Origin of the sequence: Dyadobacter sandarakinus, assembly GCF_016894445.1 — a bacterium.
GTDB classification, from domain to species: domain Bacteria; phylum Bacteroidota; class Bacteroidia; order Cytophagales; family Spirosomataceae; genus Dyadobacter; species Dyadobacter sandarakinus.
This window is the reverse complement of the sequence record NZ_CP056775.1, coordinates 3,699,494-3,722,465: the sequence shown is the minus strand read 5'-3', so window position 1 is coordinate 3,722,465 and position 22,972 is coordinate 3,699,494. Positions and strand designations below refer to the sequence as shown.

22 protein-coding genes are annotated in these 22,972 nt (G+C 50.2%); 20 read left to right on the top strand and 2 right to left on the bottom strand.

The annotated features are described in order from the left end of the window. Positions 1 to 22: 22 nt before the first annotated feature. Complete coding sequence (locus tag HWI92_RS15035; protein ID WP_204656662.1) at positions 23 to 466, bottom strand: response regulator; 444 nt, start codon at positions 464 to 466, stop codon at positions 23 to 25. 243 nt (positions 467 to 709) lie between these two features. Between HWI92_RS15035 and HWI92_RS15030 the strand changes: the two genes are divergently transcribed. The 20 genes from HWI92_RS15030 to HWI92_RS14935 all read left to right on the top strand — a co-directional run bounded on the left by HWI92_RS15030 (position 710) and on the right by HWI92_RS14935 (position 22,234). Beyond that, positions 710 to 1,273 carry a DUF4142 domain-containing protein gene (locus tag HWI92_RS15030; RefSeq protein ID WP_204656660.1) on the top strand — a complete coding sequence of 188 codons (564 nt, stop codon included), beginning with the start codon at positions 710 to 712 and terminating at the stop codon, positions 1,271 to 1,273. A gap of 126 nt (positions 1,274 to 1,399) precedes the next feature. Further along, positions 1,400 to 2,950 carry a sulfatase family protein gene (locus tag HWI92_RS15025; RefSeq protein WP_204664591.1) on the top strand — a complete coding sequence of 517 codons (1,551 nt, stop codon included), beginning with the start codon at positions 1,400 to 1,402 and terminating at the stop codon, positions 2,948 to 2,950. Between the two features lie 14 nt (positions 2,951 to 2,964). After that, a complete protein-coding gene (locus HWI92_RS15020; RefSeq protein WP_204656658.1) occupies positions 2,965 to 4,428 on the top strand; it encodes a phytoene desaturase family protein in 1,464 nt (487 codons plus the stop codon). Next, positions 4,425 to 5,513, top strand: a complete 1,089-nt coding sequence (locus HWI92_RS15015) for a formylglycine-generating enzyme family protein (RefSeq protein WP_204656656.1) — start codon at positions 4,425 to 4,427, stop codon at positions 5,511 to 5,513. Before HWI92_RS15020 ends, HWI92_RS15015 begins: the two co-directional genes overlap by 4 nt. Before the next feature lie 21 nt (positions 5,514 to 5,534). Beyond that, a complete protein-coding gene (locus tag HWI92_RS15010; protein WP_204656654.1) occupies positions 5,535 to 6,092 on the top strand; it encodes an RBBP9/YdeN family alpha/beta hydrolase in 558 nt (185 codons plus the stop codon). A gap of 55 nt (positions 6,093 to 6,147) precedes the next feature. Next, complete coding sequence (locus HWI92_RS15005; RefSeq protein ID WP_229248026.1) at positions 6,148 to 6,753, top strand: YceI family protein; 606 nt, start codon at positions 6,148 to 6,150, stop codon at positions 6,751 to 6,753. A gap of 141 nt (positions 6,754 to 6,894) precedes the next feature. Beyond that, positions 6,895 to 8,040, top strand: coding sequence for a beta-1,2-mannosidase (locus HWI92_RS15000; RefSeq protein ID WP_204656651.1), 1,146 nt, complete (start codon positions 6,895 to 6,897; stop codon positions 8,038 to 8,040). 119 nt (positions 8,041 to 8,159) lie between these two features. Next, positions 8,160 to 8,717 carry a fasciclin domain-containing protein gene (locus HWI92_RS14995; RefSeq protein ID WP_204656649.1) on the top strand — a complete coding sequence of 186 codons (558 nt, stop codon included), beginning with the start codon at positions 8,160 to 8,162 and terminating at the stop codon, positions 8,715 to 8,717. A 307-nt stretch (positions 8,718 to 9,024) separates the two neighbouring features. Beyond that, entirely contained in the window at positions 9,025 to 9,762 is a 738-nt protein-coding gene (locus HWI92_RS14990) for a 3-keto-disaccharide hydrolase (protein ID WP_229249392.1), read from the top strand. A 77-nt stretch (positions 9,763 to 9,839) separates the two neighbouring features. Then, on the top strand, positions 9,840 to 10,691 hold the full coding sequence (locus HWI92_RS14985) for a sugar phosphate isomerase/epimerase family protein (protein WP_204656645.1): 852 nt from the start codon (positions 9,840 to 9,842) through the stop codon (positions 10,689 to 10,691). A gap of 29 nt (positions 10,692 to 10,720) precedes the next feature. Then, entirely contained in the window at positions 10,721 to 11,767 is a 1,047-nt protein-coding gene (locus tag HWI92_RS14980; RefSeq protein ID WP_204656636.1) for a ThuA domain-containing protein, read from the top strand. Between the two features lie 25 nt (positions 11,768 to 11,792). Then, entirely contained in the window at positions 11,793 to 12,620 is an 828-nt protein-coding gene (locus HWI92_RS14975) for a sugar phosphate isomerase/epimerase family protein (protein WP_204656634.1), read from the top strand. A 148-nt stretch (positions 12,621 to 12,768) separates the two neighbouring features. Then, a complete protein-coding gene (locus HWI92_RS14970) occupies positions 12,769 to 13,572 on the top strand; it encodes an alpha/beta fold hydrolase (protein ID WP_204656632.1) in 804 nt (267 codons plus the stop codon). 95 nt (positions 13,573 to 13,667) lie between these two features. Then, positions 13,668 to 14,750, top strand: coding sequence for an aldose 1-epimerase family protein (locus tag HWI92_RS14965; protein WP_204656630.1), 1,083 nt, complete (start codon positions 13,668 to 13,670; stop codon positions 14,748 to 14,750). 249 nt (positions 14,751 to 14,999) lie between these two features. Beyond that, positions 15,000 to 16,214 carry a hypothetical protein gene (locus tag HWI92_RS14960; RefSeq protein WP_204656629.1) on the top strand — a complete coding sequence of 405 codons (1,215 nt, stop codon included), beginning with the start codon at positions 15,000 to 15,002 and terminating at the stop codon, positions 16,212 to 16,214. A gap of 172 nt (positions 16,215 to 16,386) precedes the next feature. Beyond that, positions 16,387 to 17,442 (top strand): sugar phosphate isomerase/epimerase family protein, encoded by a 1,056-nt coding sequence (locus tag HWI92_RS14955; protein WP_204656628.1) that lies wholly within the window; start codon positions 16,387 to 16,389, stop codon positions 17,440 to 17,442. 19 nt (positions 17,443 to 17,461) lie between these two features. Next, positions 17,462 to 18,625, top strand: coding sequence for a Gfo/Idh/MocA family protein (locus tag HWI92_RS14950; RefSeq protein ID WP_204656627.1), 1,164 nt, complete (start codon positions 17,462 to 17,464; stop codon positions 18,623 to 18,625). Positions 18,626 to 18,674: 49 nt separating this feature from the next. Continuing rightward, a complete protein-coding gene (locus tag HWI92_RS14945) occupies positions 18,675 to 20,165 on the top strand; it encodes a sugar ABC transporter ATP-binding protein (protein WP_204656626.1) in 1,491 nt (496 codons plus the stop codon). A gap of 170 nt (positions 20,166 to 20,335) precedes the next feature. Further along, positions 20,336 to 21,277, top strand: a complete 942-nt coding sequence (locus HWI92_RS14940) for an ABC transporter permease (RefSeq protein WP_204656625.1) — start codon at positions 20,336 to 20,338, stop codon at positions 21,275 to 21,277. Positions 21,278 to 21,316: 39 nt separating this feature from the next. Further along, entirely contained in the window at positions 21,317 to 22,234 is a 918-nt protein-coding gene (locus HWI92_RS14935) for a sugar ABC transporter substrate-binding protein (RefSeq protein ID WP_204656624.1), read from the top strand. Between the two features lie 125 nt (positions 22,235 to 22,359). Here the strand turns inward: HWI92_RS14935 and HWI92_RS14930 are convergent, their stop codons facing one another. Next, positions 22,360 to 22,839, bottom strand: coding sequence for a DUF6934 family protein (locus HWI92_RS14930; RefSeq protein ID WP_204656623.1), 480 nt, complete (start codon positions 22,837 to 22,839; stop codon positions 22,360 to 22,362). Between the last annotated feature and the right edge of the window lie 133 nt (positions 22,840 to 22,972).

The following is a 22,972-nucleotide window of genomic DNA, read 5'->3' as shown; positions in this document are numbered from 1 at the left end:
CGTGTTAAGGAGGTGACCAGTTTCAGGTCGTTAACAAAAATTGTTCCACGGCTGTCTGCCTGGTCAGTTCCGACTTCTGGCTAAGGCATTTTTGAAGGATATCCACAAGGGCAATAAAGCTGTTCGGCTTTTGTACGTACAGGTTTGCACCACCTTTATAGGCGGATTCCCAGAGATATTTGGCAACGGAAGTGGAGAGTATGACTACGGGCGTATCGCCGAATTTTTTGGAATTGCGGATTTCTTCCAGGCATTCCAGCCCGTTTTTTACCGGCATGTTCATATCCAGAAAAATCAGGTCGGGAGCCTCTTCTGAACTGTAAAGCAGATCCATCAGCTTCATTCCATTATCTGCGATCCTCAACTCGGTATTTAGCGGGACTTGTTCAAGCGCCTCCTGAAATAGAAAGGTATCATCATCATCGTCGTCAGCGAGAAGGATCCTAAACGGTTTTTCCTGATTCATTCTATTTTTTAAAACGGACTTAATCCGTTGGTCTGATAGTTTGTTGAGCGAAGTAGGCAGTCAGAGGAACTGAGCAAAAAGCGCAACGCCATGAAAAACAAAAATAACAGAACTTTTCATGAAACCAGCAAATGATAAAAAAACAAGAAATACAGCAAATACCGATTCAATGGTAAATTATCAGCTTTATTGCAGGGTTTGGCACGCTTTTTTCTTCTTCAACAATAAAAAATGAAATTGATTATGAAAAAGATGATATTGAGTGCCATGCTTCTGAGCTCCGCACTGATGTTTTCAGCCTGTAACACCAACAAAACGGAGGATTCTACCGAAGTAGCGGAAGAACAGAATGAACAGAAATTAGATTCTACCGATATGGACGATGACGCGGAGTTTGCCGTGGCAGCTGCCGACGGCGGACTTATGGAGGTGAAGCTCGGAGAGCTCGCGCAAACCAACGCAGCGGATCCCAAAGTAAAGGAATTTGGCAAGAACATGATCACAGACCATGGTAAAGCTGGTGAAGAACTGCATGCTGCGGCCACCAAGAAAAATATTACGCTGCCTACCGGGCTGAGCGACGAAAAACAGAAGAAGTACGATGAACTTGCTGCAAAAAAAGGCGCCGAATTTGATAAGGCATATGTCTCTTTCATGGTAGATGACCATAAGGATGACATCAGTGAGTTTGAAAAAGCAGCAAAGGAATGCAAGGATCCCGACCTGAAAACCTGGGCGGAAGGTAAATTACCTACATTAAGGCACCATCTTGAAATGGCACAGAGCTTGGACGAAACGAAGAAATAAACCGTAATCCTCCATTCTTGGCAGCCAGGCCGGTATTCCGAAAGGGATACCGGCTTTTTTGTTGAATAAATTTGCGAATCCGTACGAACCTAAGTTAATTTGTCTACCAGTTTAATAGAGTATTCCATGACGCGCCTTAAAGTCCGACCCCTGCTTTCATCCTTCCTTTTGTGTTTTCTGCTGCATACCAGCGTTGTTGTACTGGCTCAAAGGCCCAATATCATCTTCATTTTTTCTGACGATCATGCCTACCAGGGCATTGGCGCTTATGGGAACAAGCTTGTCAAAACACCAAATATTGACCGGATTGCCAGGGAAGGTGCTTTGCTGACCAATAACCTGGTCACCAATTCCATTTGCGGCCCGAGCCGTGCGACCCTGCTGACCGGCAAGTACAGCCACCTGAATGGATATAAACGAAATGACCGTACCCGGTTTGATACCGGCCAGACACTTTTGTCGGAAACGCTCCGCAAAGGAGAATACCAGACTGCCTGGGTCGGGAAAATGCACCTCAACAGCCTGCCTGCCGGCTTCGATTATTGGAAAGTACTGCCCGATCAGGGGCATTATTACAATCCGCAGTTTATCGGTCAGCCCAATGATACCACCGCATACACCGGCTACGTATCCGACCTGATTACCCAATTTTCAACAGAGTGGCTGGAAAAGCGCGACCAGTCCAAACCATTTTTTCTGATCGTAGGACATAAAGCTACCCACCGCGAGTGGATGCCCGATCTGCAGGATCTCGGCGCTTATGACAATGTAGACTTTCCGCTGCCTAAAACCTTCTGGGACGACTATAAAGGTCGCGTGGCAGCAGGTCAGCAGGATATGACCATTGATAAAACCATGCGCATGAAGCTTGACCTTAAAATGGGTATCGACTATGACAAGGATTTTGGTTACCGCCGTCTGAATGCAGAGCAGCGAAAAGTATTTAAAGCTTATTATGATAAAGTTGAGAAAGACCTTGCAGCTAAAAACCTGAGCGGAAAAGCATTGATAGAATGGAAGTATCAACGTTACCTGCGCGACTATTTTTCAGTCGCTAATTCGCTGGACAGAAACATCGGGAAGTTGCTCGACTATCTTGACAAATCAGGTCTGGCCAAAAATACCGTGGTGATTTATGCCTCTGACCAGGGATTTTATCTGGGCGAGCACGGTTGGTTTGACAAGCGTTTTATTTATGAACAATCACTCAAAACACCTTTTGTGATCCGGTATCCCGGTGCTATCAAACCAGGTACGCGGGTGGAGGAGCTGATTACGAACATCGACTGGGCACCCACCGTGCTGAATATTGCCGGTGTGAAAGTACCTGCCGATATGCAGGGAAAATCGTTTCTGCCGTTGCTGAAACCGGGTACTACCGCTGCTGTACCCTGGCGCAAGGAGGCATATTACCATTACTACGAGTTTCCGGAGCCTCACCATGTTTATCCGCATTTCGGGGTGCGTACAAGCCGGTACAAGCTGGCGTATTTCTACGGCGGAGCCGATTCCTGGGAGTTGTATGATCTTGAAAAAGACCCTGACGAAGTAGCAAACCTGTACGGTACCAAAGGCACCGAAGCGCTCACTGCAGACCTCAAACAAAAGCTGAAAGGCCTGATGCAGTCGTACAAGGATGAAGAGGCATTGAAGATACTGGCAACAGCTAAAAAATAACCATTTCTGAAAAAGTGCGGCAGACAAAATTCGACGCGGTGGTGGTAGGCTCAGGCCCGAACGGGCTTGCGGCTGGCATTACCATGCAGCGCGCCGGCTTGTCGGTACTGATTGTGGAAGGAAAAGAAACCATCGGCGGCGGCATGCGCTCGCTGGAACTTACATTGCCGGGTTTTGTCCATGATGTTTGCTCGGCTATCCATCCGTTCGTGCAGCTGTCCCCGTTTTTCCGGTCGCTCCCTTTACAGGATTTCGGGCTGAAGATGATCCGGCCCGGCCTTTCCGCTGCGCATCCGTTTGAACATGGCGGGGCTGCTGTCCTTGATGGTACAGTGGCCGCCACTGCAGCGAGGCTCGGCAGGGATGCTGACCGGTACACCGCATTGATGCAGCCCGTTGTGGACATGCTACCGGGCTTGCTTCCCCAGCTGCTCGGACCATTTTCGTTAAAAGGCAATCTTGCTGACCTGCTCAGGTTTGGTTTGAAAGCCCTGCCGTCTGCATTATCTGCGGGTGAAAAATTTGTGACGGCAGAAGCCCGCGGTTTGTGGGCCGGAATGGCCGCACATGCCATGCAGCCGCTGCAAAATGTCGCAACATCGGCCTTTGCCCTGATGCTCATGGCAACTGCTCATCTGGGAGGCTGGCCGGTAGCCGCAGGAGGAAGTCAGTCCATAGCGGATGCGATGGCTGCTTATTTTAAATCTTTGGGCGGAACCATTGAAACCGGCCACATGGTAACCGATCTGCGGGAACTTCCGTCAGCGAACGTGGTGCTGCTGGATGTTACGCCCCGCCAGTTGCTGAGCCTGGCCGGCGATCGTTTGGGTAGTTTTTACCGGAGCCGGCTGCAGCGCTACCGTTACGGGATGGGTACTTTCAAGATAGACTGGGCGCTGGAAGCTCCCGCTCCCTTTGAAGCTCAGGAGTGTCGCAGGGCTGGTACCGTGCATCTTGGCAATACTTTAGAGGAAATCGCACAATACGAAAAAAGTGCATTTCGGGGTCAGGAAGCAGACAAACCCTTTGTACTCTATACACAAAGCAGCGTCTTTGATCCGTCGCGGACACCTGATGCCCGCCACACGGCCTGGGCATACTGCCACGTGCCGCATGGCTCTACCCGAGATATGACCACGGCAATAGAAAGTCAGGTGGAACGGTTTGCGCCCGGTTTCAGGGACCTGATCATCGACCGCCATACCATGAACACCGCTGCATTGGAACAGTACAATCCCAATTATATCGGTGGTGATATCAACGGAGGTTTGCAGGATATTTTTCAGTTATATACGCGGCCGCTCATGCAGTTTTCACCTTACCGCACCTCGGCACCTGACATTTTTCTGTGCTCATCGGCGACACCGCCCGGGGGAGGCGTGCACGGAATGTGCGGCTACCATGCAGCGAAGCAGGCGTTAAAGGATGTTTTCAAAATCAATAGCAGCGACGCTATCGTCAATAGTTTAATGATATGAGTTTTTATCAAAATAAAATAAAGCGTGCACTGGTGTGCGTACTGGCCGGAGCAGCCCTGCTGGCTTGTGAAAAAAAACAGACCGCTGAGCAAAAAACAGCCGACAGCCTGGCCATGTGCATGGCCGACGGCATGCCATCCCGTGCGGCGGCCATCCGCAATGCGAGCTTTGAGCCGGGCAAAAAAGACGATACTACCGGTATGGTCTGGATCAATGGCGGCCGGTTTCTGATGGGTGCAGACGAATTTCCCGATTCGCGCCCGTTGCACAATGTAACCGTAGGCGGTTTTTTTATGGACGAGCACGAGGTCACCAATGCCGAATTTGCGGCATTTGTAAAAGCTACTAATTACAAAACCATTGCTGAGCGTCCACTGAACCCGGCCGATTATCCGGGCGTCCCGGCCGACAAGCTGGTACCCGGCTCGGCAGTGTTTACGCCTACCACTACACCTGTTTCGCTCGACAATCCGCTGCAATGGTGGAATTATGTGCCCGGAGCCAGCTGGTCGCACCCTGAGGGGCCGACGAGCTCCATCAAAGGCCGTGAAAATTTTCCCGTAACACACGTGTCATACGAAGATGCTGCTGCCTATGCCTCCTGGGCGGGCAAGCGGCTTCCTACCGAAGCGGAGTGGGAGTTTGCAGCCCAGGGCGGCAAAGGCAATCATACTTACTACTGGGGCGATGAGCTCAAACCCGGCAATAAATGGGTAGCCAATATTTACCAGGGCAGTTTTCCTGATAAAAACACGCGGGAAGACGGCTACCTTACCGCCGCACCCGTCAAATCCTTTCCGGCCAATCCATATGGTTTGTACGATCTGGACGGTAATGTGTGGGAATGGTGCGAAGATCTTTACCGACCGGACTATTATGCCAAAAGCCCTGGTGCAAACCCAAAAGGTCCCTCGGACAGCTATGACCCGGACGAGCCCGGTGCCGTAAAGCGCGTACAGCGTGGAGGATCTTTCCTGTGCAGTGACGATTATTGCATTCGTTACAAGGCAGGCAGCCGCGGAAAAGGCGAAGTAACCAGCGGCAGCAACAATCTTGGCTTTCGTTGTGTAATGGATAAAAAATGATTGCCGCTATCTTTAAGCATCATGAACGTGCACTTTTTAACCGTACCCGGACTCGCAAGCTCAGGCCCGCAGCATTGGCAGACCATCTGGGAAAAGCATTACCCTGATACTTTCAGCCGTGTGCAGCAGCATAACTGGGATTGGCCCGTCAAAGACGACTGGGTTGGCCAGCTGCAAAAGCAGGTAGCAGAACTTGCACAGCCAACAGTACTTGTGGCGCATAGTATGGGCTGCATTACTGTGGCACACTGGGCGCAGGAATATGCGCCCGGGCAGGTAGTCGGTGCATTGCTGGTAGCTCCTGCCGATGCGGAACAGTCGAAGCGGTTAAGTTTTGTGGTTGGTTTTTCACCGATTCCGCTTAAAACGTTACCTTTCAAAAGCATTGTCGTCGCAAGTACCAATGACCGTTATGCTACCCTCAGCCGGTCGAAGCATTTTGCAGATCATTGGGGAAGCGAGTTTATTAATCTTGGTAAAAAAGGGCATATCAACGCCGTTTCAGGGTTGGGTGACTGGCCCGAGGGCAAGGAGATCCTGCAAAAGCTGGGCAGTGTTACACCCGCAGCAAGCTTCTGAACCAGGTTGTTATTCATTTTCAGCGTAATTGTTTCACTTAAATCAATACAGGATTATGAAAAAAATGTTCGTTTACTCGGTTGCAGCCTTGTTCTTCAATGTAGCCGCAATTGCTGGCCCGGGAAAGGCCGCCGCTGACAAGACCCTGCCGGTTGACACGAAAAGCAGCACGGTTACCTGGGGTGCCAAAAAGGTGACAGGCACGCATGCCGGTACCGTACCCCTGGAAAGCGGTTCGCTGATCGTGGACAATGACAAGCTGAAAGGAGGAAACTTTGTAGTGGATGTGAAATCACTGGTAGTTACCGATCTTACCGACAAGGAAATGAATGGAAAACTGACCGGTCACCTGAAAAGTGATGATTTCTTTTCCGTTGAAAAGCACCCGCAGGCTAAGCTCGTGATCACTTCTGTGACACCCAAAGGTGCCAATGCTTACGATGTGACGGGTAAACTGACGATCAAAGGCATTACCGAGGAAGTTAAGTTTCCCGCTACGGTGAAGGCTGATGCCAAGAAAGTGGTGGCTAATGCAAAAGTTACGGTCGACCGCACCAAGTATGATATTAAGTTCCGGTCTACCAACTTTTTTGAAAACCTGGGAGATAAGGCTATTGACAATGACTTTACGCTGGATGTGAACCTGGTAGCAAACAAGTAAGAAGTAGAGACACTGGATTAAAAAGCCCGACCTGCATGCAGGTTGGGCTTTTTGGTACCACCGTATTCCTGTAAATGATACAGATATGCCATACCAGTGACAAAATCCTATATTTGGGTTTTAAAACATCTCAGAAAATTTATGAAAAAACAGATATTGCTGCTGGCCTTCTTCACTGTAATGCTCTCCCGCATGGCGGCTGCCCAAACTGTCAACAAGCTCCCGGACTGGGCATTCGGCGGATTTGTGAGGCCTGCGGGGCTCAATCCGGTGATCTCACCCGACAGTACATCTACTTTTTTTTGCCCGATGAACCAGAAGCAGGTCGACTGGGAATCTAATGATACCTTCAACCCCGCTGCGACCATCAAGGATGGAAAGGTCGTTGTACTGTACCGCGCCGAGGATAAAGCCGGCAAGGCAATCGGCAAGCGTACCTCGCGCCTAGGCTATGCTGAAAGTGAGGACGGATTTCATTTCAAAAGGCGGAAAGAGCCGGTGCTGTACCCGGCTGATGATAGCCAGAAAAGCAATGAATGGCCCGGTGGCTGCGAGGACCCGCGCCTTGCCGTGACGGAGGATGGGCTTTATGTCATCATCTACACCCAGTGGAACCAGGATAAGGCACGTCTTGGTGTGGCAACTTCCCGCGATCTGGTGCATTGGGAGAAAACAGGCCCGGCTTTTAAAAAGGCTTACAATGGAAAATTCAACCAGATCTGGACCAAATCGGGGTCAATGGTGACGAAGCTTGTCAATGGAAAACAGGTACTTGCCCGGATCAATGGCAAGTACTGGCTGTACTTTGGTGAAAACCATGTAAATGTGGCAACCTCCACGGACCTGACCAACTGGGAGCCGGTAGTGGATGCCAAAGGAGAGCTGATCAACCTCATTTCGCCCCGTAAAGGTTTTTTTGACAGTAACCTTACCGAGTGCGGCCCGCCTGCGATCCTGACCGACAAAGGGATTGTGCTGATGTACAATGGCAAGAACGACAAAGGCGAGGATGGCGATAAGCGGTTTACACCCAACAGCTACTGTGCGGGGCAGGTATTGTTTGACAAAAATGACCCTACCAAACTACTCGCCCGCATGGACGTTCCTTTTTTCAGGCCGATGGAAAGTTTTGAAAAGAGCGGACAGTATGCGGCAGGCACTGTCTTTATTGAAGGAATGGTTTATTTCAAAGAAAAATGGCTGCTCTACTATGGCTGTGCAGACTCCCGGGTAGGGGTAGCTGTATTTGATCCCCGTAAAAAGACACCGGGAGATCCTTTACCCTGAAAAAAATAAACCATCTCTCAGGGTCTGATTGGGGGTTTTCAGCATTTATTTTTTGCGGATCAATCCAAAGCGAAATTCAGCGGCGTATATCGGAACACAGGACAAATTTAAATCCGGATATGAAAACGACGATGAAATTCAAAGGTTTACTGGTTGCGGCTATGTTGTTGACCGTAAGTGCATTTGCACAGAAAGAAAAGACAGTAATGGTAGGCGGAGCAGCGATGTACCCCTCTAAAAACATTATTGAAAATGCCGTAAATTCCAAAGACCACACTACGCTCGTAGCAGCCGTAAAAGCTGCCGGCCTTGTGGAGACACTTTCGGGAACAGGTCCGTTCACAGTGTTCGCTCCGGTGAACTCGGCATTTGATGCACTGCCTGCCGGTACCGTGGACAATCTGCTGAAACCTGAAAACAAGTCGACGCTTAGCTCGGTACTTACTTACCACGTGATCCCGGGTAAAGTGGATTCCAAATCCGTTGCAAAAATGATCAAGGACGGCAACGGTAAAGCAATGGCCAAAACTGTTCAGGGTGAGGAGCTTACTTTCTCAATGAAAGGCAAAGACCTGATCGTAACGGATTCAAAAGGAAATATGGCGAAGGTGACAACTGCAGACGTGTACCAGTCGAACGGCGTGATCCACGTGATTGACAAAGTGCTGATGCCATAATGATTTAGTGTGCAGGAATGGACGTGGAGCGGGAGCTCAGAAGATGAAGCGCAGAACGGATGTTCTGCGCTTTTTTCATGCCCCGCGTGGCTGATCTTTTCTGTTTACATGAAAATCATTTTATTGTACCGGCAGGCAAGTACAGGACAGTCGCCCGGATATTTTTAGGAATTTTTGGATATTATTTTCATCTTTTTCGAGAGTATTAAGCTGAAAAGTCCCGCTTGTTGTAAGGGAAACCTTTTTGTCAAAAGTCACTAAACCTGTAAATACCGCTCAAATGAATTGCAGAATAATACCCGCCGGCATGCTGCTGGCCCTAAGCCTGACTTTCGCTACACCATCGCACGTCAATGCCCAGAAGAGTGAAAAAGGATTTGTAAGTATTTTCGACGGTAAGACGCTCAAAGGCTGGGATGGGGATCCCAAGTACTGGAAAGTCGAAAATGGCAGTCTGGTAGGGCAGATCACCCCCGAAACCCTTCTTAAAACCAATAGTTTCATTATCTGGCAGGGTGGTGAGCCCGGTGATTTCGAGCTCAGGGGATCTTTCAAAATTGCCAAAGACGGCAACTCCGGCATTAACTACCGCAGCGAGCAGCTGACCGATGTTCCCTATGCCCTGAAAGGCTACCAGGCAGACATTGACGGTAAAAACAACTATACCGGCCAGAACTATGAGGAAAGGAAACGGACAACCCTTGCTTACCGCGGGCAGAAAACGGTAATCAAAGAATATACAGGTGACAAAACGCCTGACGCAATCCGCGCCAATGTGAAGAACAATGCCTGGACAGGCTTTGAGGTAACCGGCTCGCTCGGTAGTTCCGATTCGCTGAAAACACTCATCAAAAGTGAAGACTGGAATACCTTCCGCCTCGTAGTGCGCGGCAATCACCTGCAGCATTATATCAATGATGTGCTCATGAGCGATGTTACCGATAATGATACCTACAATGGTGCGAAAAAAGGCAAGCTGGGCGTGCAGGTACATGTGGGTCCGCCTATGAAGGTAGAGTACAAGGATTTGAGAATCAAACAGTAACTGGCAGTCGGCTATCAGCAGTCAGCTTTCGGTTTTGAAAAAAACGGCTGCCGATAGCCGACAGCCCTACATCAACTATGAACAAAATCGGATTCAACGTATTGGCATGGACGGCAGCAGTGTCGGACGAGGTTTTTCCCATTGTCGAAAGGCTGAAAACCATTGGGTATGATGGCGTCGAATTTTACCTGGGTACCCCGGAAGCTGAGCCTTACCAGCGCATGGGCAGCTTTACCCGGGATCTGGGGCTCGAAACAACTGCCGTAGTTACGCTGGGAAAAGATGAAAACCCCGTCAGTGAGTCGGTGCAGGTGCGGGAAAAAGCTTTGGAAAAAATCAAATGGGCCGTGGACCGCGCGCACCAGCTGAATGCAAAGATCATTTGCGGACCTTTTCATTCGGCCCATACCATTTTTGTAAACCGGCCTGCTGAGGACTGGGAGTATGCATTGGCCGGAGAAGTACTGAACGCTGCAGGTGACTATGCCGCCCAGGCAGGCATTACCTTCGCGCTCGAAGCCCTGAACCGCTTTGAATGTTACCTCTGCAACACAGCCGTGCAGCTGCACAAGCTGGTGAAAGCCGCAGACCATCCCCATGTTCAGGCCATGTTTGATACACACCACGCCAACATTGAGGAAAAAAAATACAGCACTGCCATCCAGACCCTCGCTCCGGTACTTGCCCATGTACACATCAGCGAGAACGACCGCGGCACACCCGGCGACGGGCAGGTGTTGTGGAACGATGCATTTTCGTCCCTGGCAGCAGCAGGATACGGAGGCTGGCTAACCATCGAGGCATTTTCGCGCAATGACCCTGCATTTGCCAATGCAATCGGTGTGTGGCGGGAGTTTTCCGATCCTTGGGACATAGCCGAAAAAGGATACACTTTTATCCGTGATATGAGCCTGAAACACGGCCTGTGAACATGCACACCAATTTTTCAACCCGATTTATGAAGCATTCAGTCAAGCTCATACTGGCGTTCGGCGTCCTGCTCCTGTCGTGGACGAGCAAAGCAGATGATCACAGCAGGTACCGCGTTGTTTACAAAGGCGATAAAGGTCCGGGTGTGGGCAAAAACATTGTTTTCATTGCTACCGACCATGAGTACCGGAGCGAAGAATCACTGCCTGCCCTGGCGCGGATCATGGCCAAACGTTACGGGTTTACCTGTACCGTGGTATATGCACTGGATGATGAAGGCTACATTTTGCCGGGAAGCTCCAATCTGAAAGGACTTGATATATTGAAAAAAGCAGACTTGCTGGTCATGTTTATGCGGTTTGCACATCCTGAAGATCAGGAAATGCAGCATATTGATGATTATGTAAAAAGAGGCGGTCCAATCGTGGCATTCCGTACTTCCACGCATGCATTTGAGATTAAAAATGATCCTAAGTGGGAGCACTATACCTGGGACTACAAAGGGCCGAAAACAGCCTGGAAAGACGGCTTTGGCGAATATGTGCTGGGTGAAACCTGGGTATCTCATTATGGTACGAACCACAAGCAATCCTCCAAGCTCGTGATTGAACCTGCTCAGGCAAATAACCCCGTCATGACCGGCGCCAAAGACATATGGGTGCAATCCGGAGGTTATACGGCAGAGCCCAAAGGTACGGTAATCGCCAGGGGACAGGTTCTGAACGGCATGACTTCCGACTCCAAACCCGACCCGACCAAAGAACTCCTGCCGGTAGCATGGACAAGGGAGTACCGGATAGAAGGCGGCAAACCCGGACGTGCATTTGTAACCACGCACGGTGCGGCCGAAGATCTGCTCAATGATGGTTTCAGAAGAATGGCGCTCAATGCCATGTTCTGGGGAATGGGTATGGAGAAAAATATTAAGGCAGACAACGACATTGCATTCGTGGGACCTTACAAGCCTACGACCTTCAATTTCAGCGGATACAAGGCACATGTAAAACCTTCGGATCTCGCAGGTTGGGATTCGGTGATCATGCCGGGCGAAGTCGTCAAAAAGAAAGCAGAGTAAACATTTTTACACAACAAAAATTAAAATGGCTGAGCAGCTTCCATTTCGTTTCGGGTCAGAGGTGTACACCTGGTTTATGAGTAATAATGGCAAAACCCATGAAGGGCGCCTGGGACATATGATCGAGGTAATTGCCAAATCGGGCTTTACAGGCATTCAGCCGATATTTACCTGGATGGGCGACCTGATCGATCCCGGCAAGCTGAGGGCTAAGCTGGATGAGCAGGGCATAGAGCTCGCCGCACTCGCACTTGCACTCGAATGGAACGGAACGGAAGAAACCGAGCAGGAACGTGCCACAGCGGATCATGCAATCAGCGTTTTGCAGCAATTTCCCGGCGCTGTCCTGAATACGGTACAATATCCCACAGGTCGCCACGACCTGGCGGAGCGTCAGAGAAGGCTCGTCAATATTGTGAATACGGTGTCAAGAAGGGCAGCTGAAAAAGGTATTCCATGCAGTTTTCACCCTAATTCACCGCACGTGTCGATCATTCGCACGGAGGAGGACTATAAAGTAGTGCTTGAATCGCTGGACATCTCCGCTACCGGCTGGACACCCGATGTGGGGCACATCATCAATGGAGGTATGGACCCGCTCGCCAAAATGAAGGAGTACCAGCCGCTGATCAACCATGTTCATTTCAAGGACTGGGACGGTGCGCCGGAATTCACATTGATGGGGAAAGGCAGGGTAGACCTGCCGGGTGTCACGCAGTGGTTAAAAGATATAGGTTATAAAGGCTGGATTATCTGTGAAGATGAAGGGGCCGAAGCGCTTGATGACCCTGATTTTGTCACCATGCACGATGGTAAGTGGATCCGGGAAACGCTGGTGCCGGGATTGAAGTGACTTTGGGGGCGGCAGTCGGCAGTCGGCTTTCGGCGATCAGCTTTCGGCAGTCGGCAATTTACTTTAAGCTGGTGCGATACCATTTTCATTTTCAAAGTCAATAATTAAATAAAAAAGGCCGACAGCTGACGGCCGAAAGCCCAAAGCCATGCCCTTCACCAAAACCAACGGAATCAACCTCTACTATGAAGAGCGCGGCTCGGGTGAGCCGTTACTGCTGATCATGGGCATTACCGCGCCGGGAACCGTATGGAATGTACACCTGGCCGATTGGAAACATCATTTTCGCTGCATTGCCGGGGATAACCGGGGCGTGGGTCAGACCGACAAGCCTTCGGGGCCATATACCACGGAACAAATGGCGGACGACTATGCCGGCCTGCTCGACTCCCTTGGATTGGATCAGGTAAGGGTGGTGGGTTGCTCCATGGGCAGTACCATTGCCCAGCAGCTGGCGATCCGGCATCCGCAAAAAGTAAAGTCACTGGTACTGATGTGTCCCTGGGCGCGGTGCGACAATTATGCAAAAGGCCTTTTTCAGCATATCATGAATGCCAAAGCAAGGTTCAGGCCCGAAGAGTTCAGCCTGTACATACAGCTTTTAATTTTTTCAAAATCGTCGTGGGATGATCCCGAGCAGCATCAAAGTCTGGAAAACGGACGTATGCAGGATGCATTCGGTCCTTATCCGCAGCCACTTCACGGACTGGAAGGACAGGCTGCTGCGTGCATAAATCACAATGCATTGTCAGACTTGAATAAGATCCGGAAGCCTGTGCTGGTGATCGGCGGACGGGAGGATATTTTTACGCCGGTGTGGATGGCCGAGGAGGTTGCGGGAGCGATTCCGGGTGCCGAACTCTTTCTTTACGAAAAGCTCGGGCATGCTTTCCACTTTGAAAATACTGCTGATTTCAATGTAAGGGTCCGTGACTGGCTGCTGGCTAACTAAGCAGCAGAAAACGGATTTTTGCATGCAAATACATTAAAAACGGGCTTTCTGCGCCTTTTTCTGATTTAGACAATGGAAAGTTTAAATACTAAATAATGGAGAGTACGGATTCAGTAAGCCAGGATTGGAAAGAAAAGGTATCGCATCATCAGCAGGTAGGCGGGATTGAAACATCAGTCCTGGACAACGGACCCGGCCGCGGAACACGCATTGCATGGGTCAATACCGGTACCGGCCTGCGCTTTAAAGTCGTGCTGGACCGTGCGATGGACATAGCCGACGCTTTTTTCAATCAGCATAGCCTGGCGTGGATCAGTCATACAGGTACCACATATCCGCAGCCATTTTCAGACAAAGGCATCGACTGGCTCCGCACTTTCGGTGGGGGGCTGCTTACCACCTGCGGACTGTCGCACGTGGGCGGACCCGAATCCGATAACTTCGGCGACCGCGGACTGCACGGGTTGATCAGTAATACACCCGCAGAAATCATTTCCATTGTTCAGCCCGACCTCCGTGCCGGCAAGCTCGAAATGAGTATTACCGGTATCATGCGCGAAACCAAACCGTTCGGCCCGAGCCTGGAATTGAAAAGGACGATCTCTGCCACCCTGGGACAACCCGGCCTGCGCATTCACGACGAAGTGACAAACAAAGCCAATACGCCCGCTCCGCATATGCTGCTCTACCACTTTAACTTTGGCTGGCCGCTGGCTGACGAGGGCACGGACATTCTCTGGAATGGAAAGTGGTTTCCAAGGCACGGGGAGGAGAATGCAAAAATTTTTAAAGAAGGAAATAGTTTTAAAAAGTGTCCGACCCCGCTGGACGATCACCTGGGTACGGGCGAGGAGGTAGTATTGGTGGATATAGATGCAGATATCTTCGGGGACAGTATTTGCGGGCTGCACAATGAGAAACTGGGGCTTGCCGTGATGATGAAGTTTAAAAAAGAGCAGCTGCCCTGGTTTGCCAACTGGCAGCACTGGGGTAAAGGCGAATACGTAACCGGCCTCGAACCCAGCACGCACCCGCTCACAGGCCAGGCAAAAGCACGTGAGGATAAAACGCTGATTTTCATTGAACCGGAAGAGGTGAAATCATACGATCTGGAACTGAACGTACTAACCAGAAAAGAAGACATCGACGAGCTTGTGCTGAGTGTTAAGGTGGTGTAAAACCACTGCCCCTGTCACCCTGAGCCGAGCGACCTTTGTCACCCTGAGCGCAGTCGAAGGGGAGAATAAGGAAATGCGTCTTTTTTATGCAGTAAAAAGCTTTGATTGAGCAAGTAAGTGCATTTTGGTGGCCGCGTCGGCCCTTCGACTCCGCTCAGGGTGACAAAAGAGGGGAGTGCCGGCTTTTTAGACAAAGACATCAAAAATTTTTTTTCAAGTAATCATCTAAACCACTTTTTGATAAAAACAATGGGACTTTCAAGTATCGCTGAGAAGGCATTAGAGCAGGGAAAAGGGATTTTGAGGCTTGCGCCAACGTGGGTGCCGCGCTCATTTTGCGTTCCTGGTCGCAGGATCAAATTGCACCCCGACGATTATTATATACTGGGTGGCGAGCGTGGCGGGATCGATGAGCGTTGGTTGTCGTCCACAACTCCTGCGGAAAACGGGCCGCTGACAGGCGAAAATGAAGGTTTGAGCCAAATCGTTCTGGAAGATGAATCAGGAGTTCAGAAAGTAACATTGCGCGATGCGGTAGAAGAGCTGAAAGGTCAGATCATTGGCGACAGGCTTTGGGACCAATACAAAAGCTGGCCGATGTACTCCAAGTTTTTTGACAATATGGGGCCGCTTCCACATCATATTCACCACCGGGATGAGCACGCCGCCATGGTGGGCCAGAACGGCAAGCCCGAAGCCTACTACTTTCCGCCCCAGCTGAACAATCACGGCGGCGATTTTCCATACACTTTTATTGGTATCGCTCCCGGCACTTCAAAAGAGCAGATCAAGGAGTGCCTGATGAACTTCACCAAGGGCGACAACAAGATTACCAACTACTCTCAGGCATTTCGCCTGGAACCGGGAACGGGCTGGGACGTGCCTCCCGGCATGCTGCATGCGCCGGGCAGCTTGTGTACTTACGAGCCTCAGAAAGCATCCGATATTTTTGCAATGTACCAGTCGCTTGTAAATGAGGCGGTAATTCCGGAAGAGTTGCTCTGGAAGGGAACGCCGAAAGACAGGATCGGCGATTACGACCTGCTGATGGAGGTGATCGACTGGGATTTGAATGTAAATCCTAACCTGATGGAAAAACATTTCATGCGTCCCAAACCGGTGAAGGATGTTGCAGAGATGGAAGCAGAAGGATATAGTGAAAACTGGATCTGTTATAAAAACGAGGCTTACAGTGCCAAGGAACTGACCGTATTTCCCGGACAAACCGTCACCATCAAAGATGCCGCAGCTTATGGAATGATCGTTATGCAGGGCCACGGCAAGTTGGGTGAATGGGATATCGAAACTCCCGCACTGATCCGCTACGGACAGCTGACCAATGACGAATATTTTGTAAGTGAAAAAGCAGCCGTTGAAGGCGTCGTCATCACCAATCCATCCAAAACCGACCCAATCGTTATATTAAAGCATTTCGGACCGGGAAATCCGGATCTGGTTTTATAGGCAGTCGGCAGTCGGCTGTCGGCCGTCGGCTTTTTAATATTTAATCTGTTGATGCCGGTAGTGTGAATTAATGGCTTCAACTGACAAAAGCCGAAAGCCGAAGTAATCTTAATAAAAAGCCGACAGCCAATTGCTGAAAGCCGAAGTATTCACTTATAACATTTCTTAAACCATGCCAGAAAATAATTATCCCAAACTGCACAATGCCACTTGGCCGGGTATTGTGGGAAAAGGCCCGGACTCGGAGCCTGTGATTTCTTTTGATACCATGCTGGAAAAAACGGCCTCAGCCGAAGTGAACGGCGTGAAGTTCGATGGTGTTGATCTGGGCCTTTTTGATCCGCACATCGATCTGGATATGAGTGACGACGGCATTAAAAGGCTGGTGGACAAATTAGGCGGGCTCGGACTGGAAGTAGGCTCCCTGGTAGCGCCCATCTGGGGCGGACCGGCCATGGGCAGCAAGGAGGAACGTGATACTTTTGTGGAGATGGTTCGTAAATCATGCATTTTCGGTCAGAAGCTGAGAGAGCACGGCATTCGTCCCAATGGTGTGGTGCGCATTGACTCCGCCAGTAAGCCCGATCTCTGGGAACTGGACCCGATCAACAATACCAAACTGATTGCCGATACTTTCAGGAGAGCCTGCGATGTAGCGGCAGATTATGGTGAAAAACTCGCAGCTGAAGGTGAAATCTGCTGGGGTGGTATGCACAGCTGGAAAACGATGATCGACACCATGGAAGCAGTAGATCGTCCGAATATGGGCTTCCAGGCTGACATGTCGCATACGTTCCTGTATTTGCTGGGTTACAACCGCCCCGAAGACAGGGTACTTCCCGAAGATTTTCAATGGAGCGACCGGGCTGCCCTGGAAGAAGGTTTGAAAAAAATGACAGCTGCATTGCGCCCGTACACCATCGATTTCCACGTTGCGCAAAATGATGGTACCGTACACGGAACCGGCTCTCATGATAAAACCGGCCGGCACTGCCTTGCTACCGACCCGAACGGACGGCTGGACATCGTTCACGATGCCGGATACTGGCTGCGCGATGAACATGGTAACCTCACCAAAGCATTCCGCCACATCTGCTGGGACGGATGCATGTTCCCGAACTCAGTCATGGAAAACCAGCAAACCTGGAACGATATCCTGGCTGCAATGATCAAGGTGCGCCAGGCGCATGGCTGGTACCAGGAAGAGAAAGTGTCAGCCAATTTCTAAACCCGTATTTAAAAGTAACATGTCAGACAAGAAATTAATCAGGATCGGATTGATTGGTACCGGTTTGATGGGCCGCACGCATTCCAATGGTTATAAAAGAATAGGAGACTTTTTTCCGGACCTCGAATACCGCCCTGTATTGCAGGCCGTGTGCTCCCGCAATCCCGAAAAAGTCCAGGCATTTGCTGAACAATGGGGCTATGCCTCGGTGGAGACAGACTGGAGAAAGATCATTGAGCGTGACGATATCGATGCAGTTGATATTTGTACCCCCAATGATTCCCACGCCGAGATAGCGATCGCAGCCGCAGCAGCAGGTAAAATGATTCTTTGCGAAAAACCACTCGCCAGAACACTGGAAGAAGCCAAAAGCATGGTGGAAGCCATTGAAAAAGCAGGCGTGCAGAATACGGTTTGGTACAACTACCGCCGTGTACCGGCTGTGACGCTGGCCAAGCAAATTGTTGATTCCGGCAAGCTGGGCAAGATTTTTCATTATCGTGCCAACTTTTTGCAGGACTGGACCATCAGCCCGGACGTACCGCAGGGCGGTGCTGCTACCTGGCGGCTTGACGTGGATGCGGCTGGCTCCGGCGTAACCGGCGATTTGCTGGCGCATTGCATTGACACTGCGATGTGGATTAACGGAGGCATCAAAGATGTGTCGGCAGTTACAGAGACTTTCATCAAAGAGCGCGTGCACCAGGGTAGCGGTGAGGTGAAAAGGGTGGGCATCGACGATGCCTGTATCTTCCACTGCCATTTTGATAATGGTTCGCTGGGATTGTTTGAATCTACCCGCTATGCCCGCGGCCACAAAGCCCTTTATACTTTCGAGATCAATGGCGAGCATGCTTCCATCCGCTGGAACCTGCACGACCTGAACAGGCTGGAATACTTTGACCATGGCGACGAGTCCGTCGTACGCGGCTGGCGCTCCATCCTTGTGACCGACAGTGATCAGCCTTACATGAAAAGATGGTGGATACCGGGCACCAGCATCGGATATGAGCATTCATTTATCCATCAGGCAGCCGACTTTTTTGAAAGTCTGCAAACCGGCGAGCCTTGCCAGCCTACTTTCCGGGACGCCTACGAAACCCAGAAAGTGTGCGAGGCTGTACTGGAATCCGCTTCGTCCCGCAGCTGGAAAGATACCGGCGTCGTGTGGGAAGGAAACTAACACTTGCGATAGCAGTCTGGCGACGGGCTGCTATCTTTTTTTAAACCGTATGTCCGATTTTATTCTCAATGTCCGTCAGCTTTCCAAATCCTTTTCCGGTGTAAAAGCACTGGACCAGGTACAATTTGATCTCAAAAAAGGCGAAGTACACGCATTGATGGGTGAAAATGGCGCAGGGAAGTCGACATTCATGAAAATACTGGTTGGGCTGCTGGCGCCTGATGCCGGGGAAATTATTTTTGACGGCGAGGCTGGGATCAGCCGGAAATCGCGCCAGCGTGGGATCTCCATGATCCACCAGGAAATGCTGATTGTCCCCGGCCTTACAGTAGCCCAGAACATTTTCCTGGGCCGGGAAAAGGAATTTACGGTGGGTAAAATGTTCAGGAGCTGGCTTGATGATGCAGCGATGAACCGGCAGGCAGCACAGTTGCTGGATCAGATGGGCGTTGCTATTGCGGCTGACGCCAAAATGAAAGACCTGAGTGTAGCGCAGATGCAAATGGTGGAAATTGCCAAAGCCATTTCAAATGATGCCCGTGTGATGATCATGGACGAGCCTACTTCGGCCATTTCGGATCGGGAGGTAGCAATATTGTTCAGGATAATCCGGGAGCTGAAAGCCAAAGGGGTGGGCATCATCTACATCTCGCACAAAATGGACGAAATTTTCCGTATTGCGGATATGGTCACCGTGCTGCGCGACGGCCGATACATCAGCACCGATCCCATATCAGTCATGGATCAGGCCGGACTGATCAGCAGGATGGTCGGACGGGAGATCGGACAGATGTTCCCGGAACGTAGCGTGAATTTGGGTGAAACAAGGCTTAGCGTAAGAGGTTTGGGTAAAAAGGGAAAGTTTGAGGGGATTGATTTTCAGGTACGGGCAGGAGAGATCCTGGGACTGGCAGGTCTGATGGGCGCCGGACGCACCGAAGTCGCGAGAACAATCTTCGGACTGGACCAGCCGGATGAGGGTGAAATGGAGATAAATGGGCAAATCTGCTTTTTGAAAACCCCAAAAGAAGCCATTGCAAGAGGCATTGGTTACGTAAGTGAAGACCGGAAAGCATTGGGGTTTGTCCCCAAAATGTCTGTGAGGGAGAACCTGACCCTTTCCAGTATACATACACACAAAAAAGGTTTTTTTATCAATGATAAAAGTGAAGATGAAACAGCCGCACGCATGATCCATGAGCTGCACATCAAGGCTTCCGGTCAGGAGCAGGCCGTAACTTACCTGAGCGGCGGCAACCAGCAGAAAGTGGTTATCGGTAAAATGCTGCTTGCCTCGCCTAGCATTCTCGTACTCGATGAGCCTACCCGCGGTGTAGATGTTGGTGCCAAGTTTGAAATATACAAGCTGATCACCCAACTGGCCGAACGCGGCATTGCTATCCTGATCATCTCTTCCGAGCTCCCCGAAATTCTTGGGTTAAGCGACCGGATCGTGGTATTGTCAAAAGGGAGGCAAACAGCCCTGCTGAGCCGGCAGGAAGCAACCCAGGAGCTGATTATGAAGTGGGCGGTGGCTTAGGGCTGTCGGCTGTCGGCAATCGGCAGTCGGCTTTTGAGCGGGTGTTTTACGGTATGTTTGATTAATAAATCGCATTTGTTTTTTGTATATAAAATTTAAGATTAACTAAAACAGTCTACAAAGCAACCGTCCAAAGCTGATTGCCAACGGCCGACTGCCGAGAGCCTCCCATGAACTCCCTACCCACTGCCCGCTTTTCCCGATACGGTATTTTTATCGCTTTTGCGGCTATCTGCCTGATATTGTCGCTGAGTACGCCACGGTTTTTCACGGTAGGTAACCTGCTGATCATCGGTACCCAGGTGTCGATCAATGCCCTGCTGGCATTCGGTGTAACTTTTGTGATCATTACCGGCGGCATAGACCTTTCACTGGGTTCCATGGTTGCTGTAACAGGCGTGGTGGCGGCTACTTTCGCACATCCTGATACTTACCCGCTGGCAGTACCGATCCTGGCAGGGCTTGGTACCGGTCTGCTCCTCGGCGCATTCAATGGATTGGTGATTACAAAAAGTAAGGTACCTCCATTTATCGTTACACTGGGCACCATGACCATCGGCCGCGGACTTGCATTGATCCTCAGCAAAGGGCGGCCTGTTTCAAATCTGTCGGACACTTTCAATTTTATTGGGGGCGGAAACGTGCTGGGCATACCCGTGCCCATACTTATTTTGCTGGTTGCTTTTGTGATATGCAGCATGCTCCTGAAAAAAACCATCCTGGGCCGGTACATGTATGCGGTAGGTGGCAATGAGCCCGCTGCCCGTGCTTCGGGAATCAATGTTGCCAGCGTAAAAATGTGGGTTTACATGATTTCCGGCTTGCTTTCGGCTTTGGGAGGTATTGTGCTTACAGCACGCATCACGACCGGGCAGCCCAATGCAGGTGCCGGTTTTGAGCTGGACGCGATTGCGGCTGCGATCATTGGTGGTACCAGCACTTCGGGCGGCACCGGCACGATGACAGGAACGATGATTGGTGCGCTGCTGATCGGCGTGATCAGCAACAGCCTCGACCTCCTGAATGTGACTTCGTACTATCAGCAGGTGGTGATGGGTGTCATCATTATCGGAGCTGTGGTACTAGACGGTTTGGGTAAAAAGACAGAATGAAATTTTCCAGTTGAACCAGCAGTAACATTTATGATCAATATGAAATCAATATATGCATTGGCATTGGCCGCCTTGCTGGCAGGTTGCGGTCAGGGTAGCTCCGATGGTGAAAAAAAGCTGGTGATCGGCGCGACGATGCTGAGCATGCAGAATGAATTTGTGGTGAGCGTGGCAGACGAGATGGAGGCAAAAGCCAAAGCTGCCGGTATAGAGCTGATCGTGGTAGATGCGGAACGGTCTGCGCTCAAACAGGTGGAGCAGGTAGAAAGCTTTATTGCACAGGGTGTTGATGCAATCATTGTGAATCCGTGCGAAGTGGAGGCAAGCTCTCCGGCTGTACAAGCGGCGCTGAACGCTAAGATTCCGGTGATCAATGTGAATTCTGAAACAACCGTGAAGCCAACCTCTTTTGTAGGTTCCGACGATGTGGAATCAGCCCGTATTGCGATGCGATATCTGGCCGAAAAGCTCGGCGGAAAAGGAAATGTGCTGATGATGCATGGTTTTATGGGGCAGGCTGCCCAGATCAAGCGCGATAAAGGAGCCAGGGAAATCCTGAAAGCAAACCCAGGACTTAAGTTGCTGGCGGAGCAGTCGGGCGAGTGGGACAGGGCCAAAGCCATGTCACTGACCGAAAACTGGATACAATCCTATGGGTCTCAGATCCATGCTATTTTCGCCCAAAATGATGAAATGGGCATGGGCGCAGTAAAAGCCCTGGAAGCTGCCGGTCTGAAAGATAAGGTGATTGTGGTGAGCGTGGATGCGATACCTGATGCATTACAGGCAGTAAAAAAAGGAACGTTGAATGCTACTGTTTTTCAGAATGCGAGGGAGCAGGGCAACAAAGCCATAGAAACTGCAGTGGCCGCCATTCAGAAAAAACCATTTGAAAAAGAAGTACTTATTCCTTTTCAGCTGGTGACGAAGGAGAATGTGGGGACTTTTTTGAAGTAGCAGTACCACTTTTTTCTTTTAAAAAACTCAGGTCCACACCTTCAAGCGACTTACGGGCAAACTCAAGATGTGCTTGTACAAGTGCTTCCATGGAAGGATAGGTTGTTTTTTCTCTTGGTCTTCTTCTAACACTCTTGTCTCTTGTTGTTTCCATCATGTACGTTAATTAATTTTTTAATAATGAATGCCCGGTATTCCTTTCCCGGAATATAAATCTCCGGTTCGAGATCTTCAACTCCATAAATCTCATAATATTTCTTCAATTCTGCCAGTTTACGGTTTATAATTATTCTGTAAAGTCTCGTTTTAGCCCGGCTGTTTCCTGCAAGATATACAGATGCATTTTGGTGTTTGGCAAGCATTTTCAGAAGGGTTCTTATCACTGTTGCTATCACCTTCGGCATGTCCCCGTTGTTAGTGATGACCTCATCATCAAAGTCGTTGCCATCCTCAGAATCGCCCAATGCAAGATTGTAGAGAGGAGGGTCTTTGGTAAGCAGGGTATATACGACCAGTTTTTGTACGGTTTTTCCTTTTCCTACACTCTCAAAGCAGAACCGGGTCTTTCCGGCATTCGTAATGAATGGATAATGCGCGTCTTTCATTATTCGTATGGGTTCTTTTTTAGACGGCAGGAGCAGGTAAAGGTCATCATGCACGAAAGTCTTTGATGAAGAAAACAGCTGTCCTGCTAGTATAGGAGCCTGGTGTAATCCTTTTCAAAGCGTCCGCACAGGG